Annotated in this window: 8 protein-coding genes; 2 read left to right on the forward strand and 6 right to left on the reverse strand. The window is 63.0% G+C overall.

The window, feature by feature from the left end:
• Positions 1-13: 13 nt before the first annotated feature.
• The 4 genes from L0U83_RS25465 to L0U83_RS25480 all read right to left on the reverse strand — a co-directional run bounded on the left by L0U83_RS25465 (position 14) and on the right by L0U83_RS25480 (position 12,056).
• Positions 14-529: a hypothetical protein gene (locus L0U83_RS25465; protein ID WP_233886943.1), complete on the reverse strand. Its 516-nt coding sequence runs from the start codon at positions 527-529 to the stop codon at positions 14-16.
• Positions 526-8,769 carry an Ig-like domain-containing protein gene (locus tag L0U83_RS25470; protein WP_233886944.1) on the reverse strand — a complete coding sequence of 2,748 codons (8,244 nt, stop codon included), beginning with the start codon at positions 8,767-8,769 and terminating at the stop codon, positions 526-528. Before L0U83_RS25470 ends, L0U83_RS25465 begins: the two co-directional genes overlap by 4 nt.
• A 17-nt stretch (positions 8,770-8,786) precedes the next feature.
• Positions 8,787-10,403, reverse strand: coding sequence for a multicopper oxidase domain-containing protein (locus L0U83_RS25475; protein WP_373321111.1), 1,617 nt, complete (start codon positions 10,401-10,403; stop codon positions 8,787-8,789).
• 84 nt (positions 10,404-10,487) lie between these two features.
• Positions 10,488-12,056 carry a multicopper oxidase domain-containing protein gene (locus L0U83_RS25480; protein ID WP_233886945.1) on the reverse strand — a complete coding sequence of 523 codons (1,569 nt, stop codon included), beginning with the start codon at positions 12,054-12,056 and terminating at the stop codon, positions 10,488-10,490.
• A gap of 552 nt (positions 12,057-12,608) precedes the next feature.
• On the opposite strand from L0U83_RS25480, the gene L0U83_RS25485 reads away from it, so the two are divergent.
• The gene (locus tag L0U83_RS25485) at positions 12,609-13,460 is read left to right on the forward strand and encodes a hypothetical protein (RefSeq protein ID WP_233886946.1); all 852 of its coding nucleotides are present in this window, start codon (positions 12,609-12,611) and stop codon (positions 13,458-13,460) included.
• A 340-nt stretch (positions 13,461-13,800) separates the two neighbouring features.
• On the opposite strand, the gene L0U83_RS25490 is transcribed toward L0U83_RS25485, so the two are convergent.
• Positions 13,801-14,187: a hypothetical protein gene (locus tag L0U83_RS25490; RefSeq protein WP_233886947.1), complete on the reverse strand. Its 387-nt coding sequence runs from the start codon at positions 14,185-14,187 to the stop codon at positions 13,801-13,803.
• 389 nt (positions 14,188-14,576) lie between these two features.
• Between L0U83_RS25490 and L0U83_RS25495 the strand changes: the two genes are divergently transcribed.
• Positions 14,577-15,272 carry a response regulator gene (locus tag L0U83_RS25495; RefSeq protein WP_233886948.1) on the forward strand — a complete coding sequence of 232 codons (696 nt, stop codon included), beginning with the start codon at positions 14,577-14,579 and terminating at the stop codon, positions 15,270-15,272.
• Between the two features lie 41 nt (positions 15,273-15,313).
• On the opposite strand, the gene L0U83_RS25500 is transcribed toward L0U83_RS25495, so the two are convergent.
• Entirely contained in the window at positions 15,314-15,778 is a 465-nt protein-coding gene (locus L0U83_RS25500) for a sensor histidine kinase (RefSeq protein WP_233886949.1), read from the reverse strand.
• Between the last annotated feature and the right edge of the window lie 161 nt (positions 15,779-15,939).

Here is a 15,939-nt window from a genome sequence, read left to right on the forward strand (position 1 = left end):
AGCGGTTGCGCAATCATTGGACTATCAACCCGTCGACGTGAAACGACCCCACGAAAACGTCGACGCGCTCTCCGGCCTTGATCGCTCCGCCCTTGTTCGAAAACACCATCCAGTACTCCTGACCGGTTTCCAGCGGACCGCTCTGGCGTAGCGCGCCGACCTTGTCCATCACCGGGATTTCGAGCAACGCATGGCTCGTGCGCCCGAACATCAAGGCCGTCGCGGTCTTTTCGCCGAGCGGCCGCGCCGCCGCCGGATCCGTCACGCGATAGCTGAAGCGGATCAGGTTGCCCGACGCCGTGCGGCGCACGCTCAGGTGGTCAATGCCCTGCGCCAGCTCGTAGTACCCCTTCGCGCGCTGCGGCAGGCTCGCCGGCGAGTACGGCGACTGCTTCGCCGCCGCTCCCGCCGGCTTGTGCGCCGCGATCGCACTTTCCTGCCCCGCGGCGGGCTGAAGCCAGCTAGCAGCGAGGCAGACGCTGCCGGCAATCAGCCCTGCCCACGGCGACCGATGGCAACGCTTGCTCATGGCAACGCTCCCAGCGTCTTGCCACCCGTCGGTGTTGTCTGTGCGGGCGGTGTGATCACCGGCAACGCAGGCACACCTCCAGTGGCTCCGCCAGTCGCGGCGCTCGGCAAGATCCCCTGCAGCAAGCCGAGCAGCGTCGCCGGATTGTTGACCCCCAGCGCAAGCGGGTACGGCTGCGATGCAAGCACGCCTGGCCGGACGAACTCCACTGCGCCGATGTCGTAGCCACCCAGCTGCGGCCGCGGCGTGCCGAAGATGTCGCGATTCGGCGCGCCCGCCGCCGTGGCATGGTTGACCGCCGGCGAAGTCCCCGGAATCGTGTAGTTGCCAAGGAGCACGTTGAGTTGCGTGCCCGTGCTCGCCTCGTTGAACAGTGACAGCGGACCGTACGACATATTGATCCAGTTGTTGCCCTCGTCCGGCGTCGCCGACGGCAGCAGGCTGAACAATGGATTCGGCAGCACCGTGTCCGCAATGCCGGGCGGCACCGTGATGCCGATACCACCCGCCTCTGGCGGCACGCGTGCACCGTTGCAGTACTGATGCACGACACCCGGATTCGATCCGCTGTTGTTCGCGTTCGGATAGTCGCCGGCGTCCGTCAGGATCGAGTACCGCGGGCTCATCGTCAGACCCGAGCCATGGTTGGCGGCTCCGGTATCGCCGAACGCGCCGATGTCCCAGAAGACCGCCTTCGGATCGCAATAGCCCGTGGCGTGCCCGGCCTGATTCAGCGACGGATTCAGCGTGACCACGTTCTGCAGCCCTGCAATGCCCGGATCGAGTCCTCCCACTGCGATATAGAACGTGCGGTTCTGCCAGAACAGGTCATTCGTGAGCACCGGGTTCGAGAACGTCGTACAGCTCGGGTTGCCTGCTGGACACGTCACGTTCGGGCTCGTGAATGCCGCCACCAGGTTCTGCGTATGGCGCGCGGTCTCGAGCCCGGCCGGCTCGTACTGCGACGTCGTGGTCGGCTGGCACGTCGTTTCCGAACCCGAGGTCGTGCAGTTCGGCGGCCCGACATTGGCCTGGGTAGCAGCGGAAGTGTTGAACAGCACGCCGGCCGTAGCAGTCGTGTCGTTGGAGATGACCGTGTTGTTGATGAAGTTCACGGCCACCGCATCCTGCAGCGACACGCCACCGCCAGCCCAGCCCGCCACGTTGTTCGCGATGATGTTGTTGGTGACCTTCACGCGATACCACCTGGAGCTGTCGTTCGGACTGCGTTGCACGTCGGTGCCATTGACGTTCTGCAGCCGCAGGCCGCCGCCCTTGCCGCTTTCCGCCGTATTGCCGACGATCAGGTTGCCGTCGATCGTGATGCCCGGGCCCGCGCCGTCCGAAAGCTGCGGCGCGCAGTCGACGTCCGTGGTGGCGTTCTCGCAGAAGGTGCCGTCCGGCGGCACACCCTGAACGATCAGCCCGCCGCCGTACGTCGGCAACGTCGGGTTGTTGCTCTGATTGAACAGGATCCAGTTGTGCGACAGGTCGCCGTTGTAGCTGAAGCCGAAGTGCGCGACACCGCCGCCATCGCCGCTGCTGATGTTGCCGCAGACCCAGTTGTAGTTGAACTTGTAGTAGTCGGCGCCCGAGCAGAACGTCACCCCACCGGCCGAAGACGGCGTGGTCGAATTGATCTCGTCGCCGTACGAAGCATTCGACGTGACCTGGTTGTTATGCACGTTGACGTGGACGTTGTACTGGAACGCCAGCTGGGTCACGTTATCCGCCGCGATAGTGCCGTCGGGCACTTCAACCTGGCCGACGATGATGCCGCCCGTGAGCGTGCCTGCGTTCGAGAAGACGCGATTGTTCGATACCTCCGTGTAGTGGTTCCAGCCGTGCAGATAGATACCGCCGCCGCCTTGCGAGCTGTTCGTGAACGACATGCCGTCGATGCGCGACGGGTTGCACAGGAAGTTGCTCTGATAGGTATTGCAATCCGCGGCGCTGTTGGTGAGCGGCGTGCAGATACCGTTCGCGACGCAGTTCTGGTCCTGTGTCAGCACGCCGCCCACCAGCACGTCCTTCACGCCCTTGCCGAGCACGGTAATTGCCGCGCCTTCGTACGCGCCCATCAGCGTCGGCTCGATCAGCGTCTCCGCAAGGTTGCCGTTGAGGTTGAAATCCCAGCCCGAAGTCGGCTCGAATGGGATCCCGTCGATCTTGCGCTGCATCGAGGCGAGGCAACTGTACGCGCCGGTCGGATCGTACGGATTGCCCGCCGAGATCAGGCCGCCGTTCAGCGCATCGCCGAACAGGCACCCGACCTGCCTGCGCCACGGGTCGAGCTTGCCCGACGGATGCGGGTTCGCGTCGATCGTGACGGCTGTGGCGCCCACGCCTTGCAGCCGCACCGGCTTCCACATGAGGAGCATCTCCTTGTAGGTGCCCGGGCCGACGACGATCATGTCGCCCGCGGTTGCGTGGTCGATCGCGGTCTGGATCGCGTTGCCCGCGGTGTTCTCGCCGCCCACGAAGGTAGGCGCCTTGCCGCCGACCGTCACCGTGACCGCGTCGATCGAGCGCTCTCCATTGGCCGCGGTGACGACGAGCTGGCCGCACTGGGTAGGCGTCGTCACCCCGCGCTGCTGGATCGTGCAGGCCGCATCAGGACCGAGCAAAGGCGGCACGATCACCGTGATCTTCGCGTCGCTCCAGGACGTGACCGGCGCCGGGATGCCCGCGATCGTCACGACACCGCGTTGCGCGCCGAAGCCGTAGTTGCGCGTGATGAACTTCTGGTTGAACGGCGCTTTGGTGGCGCTCGGACCGGTGTACGCATGGTTGGGCACCTGCTGCGTGCCGACCGACGTGATCGTCAGCGTCTTCAAAGGTGAACTGACCCACGGGCCCGCGCCGCCGTTGCTGCCCGCGGACGTGTTGCCGGCAATCGCGTCGCCGGTCACGCTCGCAATGCCCGGCGTGCCGTCCGGATAGGCGCAGTCGACCTGGTTATATCCGTCCGCGAAGGCCGAAACGGGCACCACTGGCGTATCCATGTACTGCGTCTGTCCGGGCATGAACGGAATCTCGTAGCAGAACTGGCTGTATGCCGGGTTGTAGAGCGGGTCCTTGATGGTCTGGCCAGAGTGCGCCGGGTCGGGCATGTACGGGTCGTTCATGCAGGCGACCATCATCGTCGGCGCGTAGCCCGTCGGGTTCGGCGGATTGACTTGCCAGGTCGAATAGGTCAGCCCGTTGAAGATGCCCCACTGGTCCGAATAGGTGCGCGAGATTTCGTTGCCCGCGAAGTCCTTGAACGACACCGGTACGTTCGGCACAGCAAACTTTTCGCCGAACTGCGGCGAATACGGATCGAACTCCGAAGAGAAGTCGTCCAGCATGAAGCCGGTGTAGTGCGCGGCAACGTGTGTCGAGCTGAAGATCCAGAACTTCGCCTGCACCGCGCTTTGATCGGTAAGCTCCACCTCCTTGCGGTCGCACAGATTCCTCGAAGCCCCCGCGAACGGCGAGACTTCCTGCGAGCCCGGGAACAGGCTGATGTAGTCCGGCACGATCCGCAGCTCTCCAACACACGGCCAGAAGCGTTCGATGGACCCGGTATCGCCTTCGGCGTGCGGGGTCGAGCCGAGATTCGTGGTCGGATTCTGCGCGTTGTTCGGGTTGTAAGTGGAATTCATCGCGGCCTGATCGGGCAGGATGAAGATGTCGCCGATCCCGCCGAACTGCTGCGTGACCGGTGCGATGTAGTTATCGCCGATCAGGATGTTCTTGTCCTCCTCCTTCACCAGTTCGTAGCCCGGCGGCACGATGATCTCGACCACATACTTGCCGGGCGGCAGCATCTGCGTGCCGTCCTTCGTGGGATTCGCCTGGCAGATCGTGCAGTTGCTGCCGGTTGGCAGGCCACTATGCGGATCGCGGCTCGTCACGCTCGGGAACTGATACATGCCATCGTACGGCGCCGGCTGCACCTGGTTGAACACGTGCATGCCGTCATAGCACTTGAACTGCGAATTATTCGGCAGCGCACGCTGCTGCGGATCGAGCCAGTTTTTGGTGTTCTGCAGCGTGAAGAAGTACGGATCGGTGGTGCTCTGGCCCGGGCAGTTCATGTTCGGCACGCCGTCCGAACGGAAGCCCTGGGACCAGTCGTCCCAGCTCGCGGTCTTCGTCGAGTCGACGAGCTTCAGGCTCGTGGAACCGTCCGCCGCGACGCCTTCCTGGTACAGGTTCACCGTGACGTTCGGTACGTCGGGCGTCCACTTCGTGTGAACCAGCAATGCGGGGTCGTCGAACGGGCGCGTCGAAGCGTAGACGACTTCGCCCCGGATGCCGCCATTCTCGTTCGCCGCGTACTGCGTCTTGCCGAACTCGATGAACGAGCTCTGGCCCGAGAAACCCTGCCAGCCCATCGTGGTCACCCACGGCGGATCGACGCGGCCGGTCGAAGGATTCGAGCCCGAGCGGTCGTTGCAGTCCGCGTCGTTGCAGTACACCGCGCCCGGCACCCGCAGGTTCGTAGGCAGATGGATCGATTCCTGCGTGTTCGCGAAGTTCGCGGCAATGGTCGACTTGCCGCCGCCCGGCGTACCGTCGGGCGGACCGCCCGCGTCGTAGACGACGTGCACGCCAGTCTGCTTGAAGCGGGTCAGGTCGGTATCAACGACATACCAGTTGAACAACGGGAACTCTTCGTTGAACGACGCATAGCCGTTCATGTCCGTGTTGTTGAAATCCGAATAGCTGCCGTCGCGGAAGCGGATGTTGGTCGGCAGCAGCGCGAGACCTGGCTTGCTCGGATCCCCTACGCCGTTGCCGTTCGTGTCGAGGAACGTGCGCGTATAGAGATTCGTCTGCCACTGCAGCACCGCAATATCGCCGGCGTCCGTTGTCGCGCCGCCTCCGAGCGTGACGGCAGATGCGAGCCCGTCGACGATCTGGTCGTTCCACTGGTCGAATACCGTGATGCGGGTAATGCCGGCAGGCAGGCCCGTGAAGCTGAACGTGCCGTCCGCGTTGCACTTGGTGAGCGCGTAATCTTCGCCGTCCGGATCGCCTACGCTCACGTAGCACTGCGTAAAGCTCAATGGCTTGCGCGACTGGCTGCCGTACAGGTGCTCGTCAGGCGGACGGCTGTAGTGCAGGTTCGTCACCCGGCCCTTGAGCCCGTTGTTGCAGGTCGAGGTGGCGCACAGCAATGGCAGCCGTGCGTTGACGATTTTCGGGTTCGCAAAGCCAATCGACACGTGGAAACCCGCCGGCCCGAACTCCTGGAAGTACGCCGGGCCGCCGATCTTGATGAATGAGTCGTGGGCCTTCTGTCCGTCCAGCGTGTTCGTCTGCAGCCACTCCTCGCCGCGCGCGATGCGGTCGGCCGCCGGCGTCGCGATGATGCCGTACCTGCCCGGCATCAGGTTGGCGACGATGGCCTGGCCGACGAGCGGCGACAGCGTTTTGCCGTCCGACTCATATTTCGGGCAGGTCGGGATCATGCCGACAAGGCCGTCCGGGTTCGTCGAAATCGGGCACGCGTTGAGATTGGTGACCGGATCGATCGTACCCGCCAGCGAATTGGACAGCGGCATGTTGAACATGTCGTAGGTCATCTGTCCGGTCGGGCTGCCGCTGCCGCCGGCGTCGTCCCACAGCTTGATCTCGAAGCCGCCGAGTCCCGGCTCGCGGGCCGAGCCGAACGTGTCGGTGCCGCCGCTCACATCCACTTCGCCGTTCAGCGGTGCGTCGTCCTCGAACACGAACACGGAAACCTTTGCTGTCGGGAATGGCGACTCCTCCAGCAACACATTGACCGAGGTCTGACCCGCCGAGATCGGGGCGCCGCCCATGCCGTTGCCGCACTTGCCCGTGCCCGGCGCGAAGTTCGCGACGGTCGGACAGTCTTTGGAAATGTCGAACTGCCGCTGCGGACCCGAGGGGTTGGCCGGATCGACCGGCTGCGGCGCGCCGCCGCCGTTCGTGAACGAGTTGTAGGCATTGCCCGGCAGGATCGAAATGTAATAGCGCTTCTTCGGATCGAGCGCCACCTGCGACGGATCCACCGGCACCTGTTGCGCCGCCGTTGTCCGGCACACGCCGTTGCCGACGTCGCACACAGCCGGTTTGTGGGTCTGGCTCGCCGGATCGTAGACCGTCTGGCCTGATTCGCACGCGGCGACGCCGACACAGCCCGCCGCCACCACGGGCATGTAGCTCGTGTGGAAGTTCGCACCGAGACTCGGCACCGGCAGCGGCGGACACGTGGCCGGACGCGTGGATGAGTTCACCTGGCAGGCCGGATCGATCTGGAACGTTCTGTCTTCCTCGATGATCCAGCGGTAGTCGCTGATCTTCACCGGCGTCTTGCCGGGTTGCGTGCTTGGCGCATCCAGCACGTTGACGACGAGTCCGCTGCCGCCCTTGAACGTCACCGTCACGGTCGCCGTATTGCTCGCCGTGTTCTGCGCATTCACCGCCTGGTACTTGAACGTCACGCTGGCGGACGCAGCGCTGCCCGTCGGCGCGGTCGCCGGGCTCGCCGTGAACGAGCCGTCCGGATTCAGCGTAACGGAGCCGCCCGTCGGGGTGCCGACCAGCGTCGCGGTTAGCTGCAATCCATTCGGATCGCTGGCGTACGTGAGCACACCGGGCTCCGCGATCTGCAGACGCGAGGCGATGTTGCTCGTATAGGCGGCATTGCCGGCCGTGGGCGGCCCGGACAGGCACCCGTTGCCCGACGTGCACGCCGTGAGCGTCACCGTCGCGGCGGTGTTCGGGTTGCCGTTCGCCTGGTACTGGAAGCTGTCAGCCGTCGTGCCTTGGTTCGGCGTGTACACGAACGTGCCGTCGGGGTTCAGCGTGAGCGCGCCGCCAGTCGGCGGGGTCTTCACCTGCACACCGTAGACATTCGCGTCCTTCGCTGCCACGCCTCTCGCCGGGTCGGACACCGTCAGCGTTTTGCCGGGAACGAAGAAGTACGTGGAACCGGTAACCGTCGCGTTGGCCACGGCTGCCTGTGTCGCCGCGGCAGCGTTGTTCACGCTGATGTAGCCCTGCATACCGCCATCGCGCGCATTATTCGTCGACAGGCTCAACTCGCGATCGAACACCGGCAGCGCGGAAGCGCTTGCCGGCGGCATATTGACCAGCGCGTCGTAAGTCTTGCCAGCCGCCATGAATACTTCCGACTGAATCCGCGGATTGCCGGGCAGCACGTTGCCGTCCTCGGCGATCAGCGCGAAGCCGGAAATCGGCGAGGTGCCGGTTTGCGCACCGACCACCGCCGGCACGTGCATGCGCAGGCCCGCATTGACAAAGCGAAGCATCACCGGCCCCGTGGTCGCGGCGCTCGTCGCGGCGAACGTCGAAGCGCCCGGATTGGTGCGGTCGAACGAGACACCGTTGATGAGGTAGTAACGCGGATCGTAGTTCACCGTGGGCGGATAGCAGGTGCCGAACGCGGTCGACTTCGAATCGCCGCAGCCGCCCGGCTGGCCGGACCAGGCCAGGGTTTCGCTAAAGCCCGCGGTCGTCACGGCCGCCGCGACCGCGGTGTTCTGCACCGGATCGATTTCGCTCAGTACGAGCGGCACGTCTGTGTCGTAGCTGATACCCGGATACGCTTGCGCCGGCGTCGTGCCATTGGCCGGCGTTCTCACCACCAGGACGCCGTACAGCCCCATCGGCCCCTGGATCGACGGATGCGTGCCCGACTCGATCAGGTAGGTACCAGGATTCAGGTTGTTCCACGAGAGCGCTGTGGTGCTTCCGTGTGCGACTTCAGTCGCGAACGACTGCACGCGGGCCGCCTGGTTTGGCGGCGTAAAGGTCGCCCCGCCGGGCGCGGCGGCGGCGGTTGGCCACGTGGTCGCGGTCTGCGTGGGGTGCGTCGGGCTCGGCATGCTCGTCGCTGTCGTGCCCAGACCGCCGCCCAGTTGCCCGACTATCACAAGCGAGGTCGGCACGGAGCCCGGCAGGCTGTTGGTCAGATTGATCGTGAGCTGCCCTGGCGGCACCGTGATCACCACTGGCGACCAGTTCGCTCCCGCGCCTGGGTTCGCGGCCGCGCACGCGGCGGGCGCAACAGCGGCCGACGAGCACGTGTAGCCCCACATCGGCACGCTCTGTCCATCAGGCATCACGGCAGTGGTGGCCTTCGCAGTCAGATTGACGCTCGCCTGGGCGAATGCCATCTCGCTCGCGCCCAGCATTACGAAAGCCGCAATCGATACCTTAAGCATACCTAACAGGTTTGCCTTGAGTGTGGTGGATCTCATCGCCGTTCTCCCCGCCTCTAATTCGATTCGTCGATCAGGAACGCTTGCGGATCAACGAGCATCATCATCATCATTCCGCCAGGGAAGATGTTGTTCGTGGTGATCTCGCGCTCGTTATGCGAGTGCCACATGAATGCAAAGCCGGCTTCCGTTTGCGGCGGATTCACCACCGTGCCGCTTGGCGGCGTCGTGCCGGTGGGCGATGTCGCGCGTATGGTCGCGTCCGGTCCCAGATAAGGGCTGCCGCCGTACCAGAAGCCGTTGGTCAGCACGTGCGAGTCCGGCAGCGTGACCGGGCCGCCGCTCCCCACCTTGCCGAACGGATGCGCTTCGAGCGCCTTGTTGTGATCCGCGCACCACTCGTAGTAGTTCGGCGCTGTCGGATCCTGCGTGTAGTAGCCGTTTGCATCCGGGATGCAAACGCTGCCGTCGCCGGGGTAATGCCCGTACACGTCCCAGTTCAGACCCTTGCCCGTCCAGTAGAAGATCCCGTCCATCGCAAGTCCCGGCGTCGTGGTGGTCGTGAACAGCAGCGGGCCGGCGACCTTGGTCGGATCCGTCTTCGCAAGCAGCATGTTGCCGTCGCGGGCGAGCACGCGCACGTGATTGCCGTGCTCATGGAACGGATGCTGCCAGCGGCCCGTGCCGATAATGCGCAGCAGGACCAGCTCACCGGGGTGCATGTGCGGGTTGCCGTTGTACGGCTGATTCGGATACTGCGCCGCGTAGTTCGGGTCCATGTCATCCGGCATCGAGCGCCCGTTCACCATGAAGTACGCCGGGTGATAAGGCTCCGTTTCCACGGTCATGCAGCCGGTCGGATTCGTGCACGCATTGCCGGCCTGCTGTTCCGCCTGTGCATGAATGCGCGGATCCACTTCGGAGAACTGAAAAAGATACTCACGGTCGTAACACGCTGCGCTATGGTTGTAGGCCGCGGCGGCGTTGCGGAAATCGGGCTGACCGTCCAGCAGCTTGCGCGTCCCCTGGATCGGGTTGCAGCCGGTCGGCACGGCAATCGTGCCGGGCGACGAAGTCGGCAACACGATGACCGCGCCGTACAGGCCCATCTCGATCTGCAGGTCGCCCTGCGTGCCGCTGTAGTAGGCATGCGTGCCGGGTGTGGCGGCGACGAAGCTGTAGGTGACCGTGACGCTATGGGACGCCTCGCGCGTGAGCAGCCCCTGCACGCCGGTTGGCGTGCCGGAGCAAACCTTCGTTGTCGGGTCGATGGTACCCATGCAGACATCGAAGCCGGGAAAGAGAATCGACGTGTTGCCCGCTGCCGCCGGCAGATTGTTGGTGAGCGTCACCGTGACGATATCGCCCTGGTTGACGATCAGCGTCGGGCCGGGAATCTGCATGGTGGGACAGTTCGCACCGGCAATGTTGGGCGGCGAAAATCCGGCCGGCGCGGTATTGCAGCCGTAGCCCCACGAATAGACGCTATTGCCGTCCGGCTGGGTGATGCGGCTCGCCTCGGCGCGCAGATCGAAATGCGTGCCCGTGATGCCAGGCGCGGCCGCATGCACCTGCATGTAGAAGAGCGCAGCGAGCGCCGCCGCGCCGAACCGTGCAAGCCGTCCGAGGCGCGCGAGGGTCGCGGTTCCTAAGCGGTAAGTGATGTGTCCCACGGCTCTTCTCCTAAGTGCAGGACTTTCTGGCCGAGTCCATGGCAGATCAGCCGTGAACTGTTCTTATCGAGTGCAAGAGGCGTCTCATAGCGTGCAGACCTTCGTCCTGGGGTCCACCGACCTGCAGATGTGCACCTCGGTCATCAGGCCTCCGAAGTTCTCCTGATCGTTTGCCAGATGATCCAGATTCGGCGTGTACAGGTAGAAGACCTGCCCTGACTGATACTTCGTCGTGTCGCTGGCATCGAGGATCAGATCGAGCGATTCCCCGCCACCGAGCGTGATCGAGTTCGTGTAGTAGGTCATGTCGTTGCCGGCCATGTCGCGCAGCAGCCGCGCATTGACAGCAACCACGTGCATCGGAATGCCGAGCGAGGCGAGCGTCTGATATTCGGTAACGTCGAGATCGGAGATTCTCAGCAGCACCTTGCCGCCGACGGGGATATTGATCAGCGAAGGCAGCGGCTGCGAGAAACGCGGCACGCCGTCCGACGCAGGTGTCGAAAGCGGACCCGGATTCACTGTGTCGGGATAGCTGCGGCCATTCAGCATGAAGAACTTGTCTTTCATGTCGGTGAACGGTTCCGGATTGAAAGTCATACCTACGAAGTGGAAGTTCGGATCAAAGCCATGAATCTGCACCGGATACTCGACGTCGTAGGCGGTTGAGCCATCACCGTCGTTGTAGGCGTAGAGCGTGGGCGTCCCGCTCAGGTTGTTCGCATGCAGCACGCCGTTCTGCGGCGGCAGCGGCGTCGTGCACAGAATGTCGGTGCCGCACCGCGTGCGTAGATCCTGTTGCTGCAACACCAGCGACTGGTACAGCGACTGGCCTGCGGGCACCCGGTTCTGGCGCGGCCGCACGAAGATCTGGCCGACCATGCCCATCTGCAGGTGCTCCGGCGGCGTGATGTGGCAGTGCCAGAAGTAGGTGCCCGCATCCGGCGCGAGGTAGTAGTACGTGAAGCTCGCGCCGATGTTGATCGCGACCGACGCATCCGGCACACCGTCATAGAACGACGAGGCATTCGGATAGCCGTGAAAGTGCACCGTATGCTTCTCGAACAGGTCGGGCCGCATGATCATTCCGACGTTGGTCAGTGTGAGGAAGAACTCGTCGTCCTCGTCGATCGCCATCATCGGTGCGGGTTCGTTGCCGTTCATCACGCCGATGTCCATGATCGGCCGCGGGTCGACATGGCCGGTGAGCTGGCCAGGCGGAACGGATTCCGGATCGGGCGTGAGACCGACCGCGCCGTTATAGGTCTGATCCGTTCTGGGGTCGCCGACGGTATTGAACACCGAGGCGAACTCCGTGCCGGGCAGGCCCGCCTTGATGTCGGCGAGGCCGGACAGCGGCCCGAAAGCGAACAGATAGGTCTGCACGCCATTGGCCATCGTCGCGTAACCGTCGCCCCCTGAGATCTGCTGGCACTTGATCGCACCGTTGACGACACCCGTCGATGCCGAGGTCTGGCCCGTGAAGGACGGTCCCGTGTACGGCGGTTCGCCGGCGCCCGCCGCAAGCGCCGTCGGATGGGACGGCGTGGTCGGCGGGCATTGAACCATGAACGACTGGGAGAATGAGGGAATCGCAAACATCATGCACAGCAGGGCTGCCACGCTATTGCGACACATACGGATGCTGAACATATGACCTCCGTCCTTGGGGTCAACCAGCGCGTTACGCGCTGTACTGCGCGCTCTACTGCCAATGCGGGCTCATGCAACCGCACACTGACACGTATCTGGATTTTGGATATGGGCAGCGGGGCCTGCGATGGGTTACCTCCCTACACTTGCAGTAGGGCAAACCCAGCGCGTTGTGCGGTCGCGCTCCGGACGACGATCGAGTGTGTTCTAGCCAACACAAGCAACGTGTCATGCAGCGATTCCGGTATGGAAAAGCAGCGCGGAGGACGGCGGTATTGCTTTCATTTATATTTCACTGGCAACAGTGCTTCGTTGAGTCTCGACGTTGATCCGGTTTTCTCGCCGAATAAGTCTGAGGATTGAAACGTCGTTCTTATGTGCTCTTTGGCATATAGCGACAAACTTTCGGATGAGTACAATCGCGCGTACTCACGTCCTGCGCGCAAATGCGAAAGCCGCAGATGCTTCTCGATCACGCGGTCAAACGGACGGCACTCCCCTCCTGGTTTCTACCGGCGAGGGACTTGGCGTACTTAGCGGTGGGGGCGGGTCATGGATTTCCTGGCAAAAAGGGCCGTGGTGAATCTCGTTGAGCGGAAAGATCACACCCTTGAAATTGTTGAGAGCGAAAACGAGAAGCGGACGTATTACCCCGCCATGTCGATGTGGTTGAAGCTGGAGCAGCTTCAGGTGGCGCAACAACTCGTCGAGCCCCTGGATGGAGACCGGCAACCGATACTGTCCACATCGCTACACGGAGTGGCACACCTGGACGGCCAGGAACTCTCGATCATTGGCGCACCTCAGCAAGCGACACGCGTGCTCCACGTGTCCTTTGAAGCCCGCGACGTCAGCACCGCTGACCGGCTTGGATTGCGCGCTCTGGAAGACGAACTGGGTAACTCGTTGTCCGATGTGGCGCTCGGCACTGCCCGACTGGGCTTCAATTCCGCCGATGACGAGACCGGGGAACCCGAACAGTGGTGGCTCGCCTGCCACATTCCCCCCGCCTGTCTCCAGGTGCTTGCGCAGGCAATCTCGGAAGGCCAGCTTGGCGCGGTAGAGTTGGGGCTGGCGATGCGGCATGTCTACACGGCCGAGAATCCGGCGGCCAACCCTGCACGCCAACCTCGGCTCTTTCTCCGGCCCAACGAAAGCGACGACGCGATTGAATGGCCGAATATCGCAACTGGCTTTGTCACCCACCTTCGGATCGACTTTGCGACTGCCTCATTGCATGGCTCCTCGACGCGTGGCGACGAGGCGGTCGCGGCGAAGCTCGTCGCGGATGCCGTGAGTGCCCTGGGGCCGACGCTCCTCAATCTGAGACTAACCGTAAGATGGATCGGCATCCTCATTGCCGTGCTGCTCTTCCTTGAAGTGCTCGAGCGGCTGCAGATCTGATCCCGCGACCATCTGGAGATCGCGGCCAATAGCGATTGTCAGCCAGATCAGGTGCGCGCCAGAAACGAAGGCGACGCGTTCGAAGCGGCCTGCCAATTCGTGTACGAGTGCGGGTCGTATCGGTCGCGTTTTCTGTAGGAGTGTGCTGCTAAATAACAATATTGTGATAAGTTTAATTATCACAATACGACGATTCATAATTGAAACTCGGAGGACTGAAAATCCACCTCGACCAGCCTCCTATTGAACCTGCAGTTCCTCCTGACGACGAACATAGCGCTCAGTGTTACAACGACAGGCGAGTGACCGTCGCCGTAGACGACCTCATACCCAAACTCCTCTATGAGGTCTTCGTCGTCCCAGACATCATTGAAGCTTGTGCGGTAGTTGAAGATGAGTGTCTTAGCGCCCTTGCCGTCATGGAGCACGCGGGCCACTGACTCCTTGTCATGCCTCCGTCGATCATCGAATTCGTGACGACGCTACCGTCAGCCTCGAGCGCGATGGCGTTGCCGTCGGCCGCCTTATTCCAAGTTGCCTTGTGATTCTTCTTCAGGAGCTCCGATAGGCGGATGCCCTCCTTGACGCCCATCGGTTCGAGGCAGATCGCCTTCATCTGGTCCCATCCGTTGAACCAGATGTCGCCGAAGGTGACGCCTTCGGGCAGGTCTTCGAGGAACTGCAGCGCGTCTCCCCGCTGGGCAGGGAGCACATTGACGTTCAGCAATTTCCGTCGAGCATCTCCATGCAGTTGCGAATGACGGTCCGTCCAGTATCGTCGTGAGTGAAAGGGGTTGCGTCCGCGCAAATCGCGCGCGCCGCCGCTGCGTTGCTGGTTCTCGCTCCGGCTCGCACGAGCGTGAGCGAGTTTCGTCATCCGACGCGAAGCGGAAAGTGTTCGGCAAACCTTTCAAGTCGAGATGTGGCGTGCGCATGATGGTGTCCCTCATCGCCCGAACTGCAGCGACTCCATCCTGCGCGTCCCGGGACTCGCGCAAAACCGGCCATGGCGGGGGAAAAACGCCTCCAGAAGGTGGCCGCAGAAACGTCCCTCGATTTGGGGGGATAGCAACCTGGAGGGATACGGATACGATGCAATCGACTGGAGAGGCGCCCATGGACAACCTGTATTTCCGCCACGTACTGCTTGTAGAGGACGAAGGTTTGACACGAATCGCGATGAAGAGCCAGATTCTGACCTCAGAACCGACGCTCGACATCGACGAGGCCGGCTCATATGCTGCCGCTGTCGAGCAACTGCAGAACAAGGCTTACGACCTGGTGTTTCTCGACTACCAGATCGGGGGCGATCACACCGGGCTAGACCTGCTGCGCTGGCTGCAGGAGAACGAGCGTGCTGCGCGTGTGGTCATGCTGTCCGCGCAGGACGACCGCGAGACCGTGCTGGAGTGCATCAAGAATGGCGCCGGCGGCTTCATCTCGAAGGCCAGCGAGAAAGGCGGCGCGGTGTTCAGGGAAGCGCTGCAGACGATCCTGAATGGACGGGTTTTTCTGCCGAACAGCGTGCTCGGCAAAGGCGGCCATACCCCGCAGTCACCGGGCCCAAGCAAGGGCATTCCGATCGACTCGCTGAACCTGCCGCCGCGCCTCGGGCAAGCCTTGGTTTTTCTCCTGCAAGGCATGTCAAACAAGGCCATCGCGCGAAAGATGGATATCACAGAGAACACCGCGAAGGAGTACATCAGCTATCTGCTGAGCCGCTTCAACGTATCGCGGCGCACCTTCCTGATCGTGGAAATGGCGCGTCGCGGCGTTGAGATTCCCACCGTCGCGAACGCTCCAGCGGTCTAATTCGCCTCGATCGACTTCGCTCCGAGATGGTGTCCCTCGAGCTATGACATCACCGCATTCACGATCGACAAACCGAGTCCAAGCCCTTTCCCGCGCTCCCGCTCCGGGTTTCTGATCTGCACGAACGGCTGAAAGATCGCCTCCCAATGCTCCGGCGCGACTCCTATGCCGTTATCGAGAACGTTTAGCTGCACATAGTTCCACATGCGTACCAAACCCACAATCACTGCACAGCGACCCGATTTCGACGGATCCGAATATTTGATTCCATTCGCGATGAGGTTGCTCAACACGCGGGGAATCCAGTCGGCGTCGGTGCGCACCCATGCGGGTCTTTGCAGCGCCGTGGCATAGCGCAGCACAACGCCGCGACTCGCCGCGAACGACGCGAGTTGCGCGACCGTCTCCTCGGTCACGCGGCTCAGGTCGACGCTCGTATAGCTCGGATTGACGTGCCCAGATTCGAGCTTCGACAGGTCGAGCACCGCGTTGAAGAGACGCGCCAAGGTCCAGCCCGTTTTTTGTGCGATTGCTCGAGCGGGGGCGAGGCGGCACAACCACGCATTTCGGGGGCGGGAGACATCCTGATTTCCCCACTGCCCCCGGCCCAGACCGGGTCATTCCTGGGCCGCCGTTCGAAGAAACACGATGGTCGAGCACCGGCCGC

This window comes from Paraburkholderia flagellata (genome assembly GCF_021390645.1).
Classification (GTDB): Bacteria; Pseudomonadota; Gammaproteobacteria; order Burkholderiales; family Burkholderiaceae; genus Paraburkholderia; species Paraburkholderia flagellata.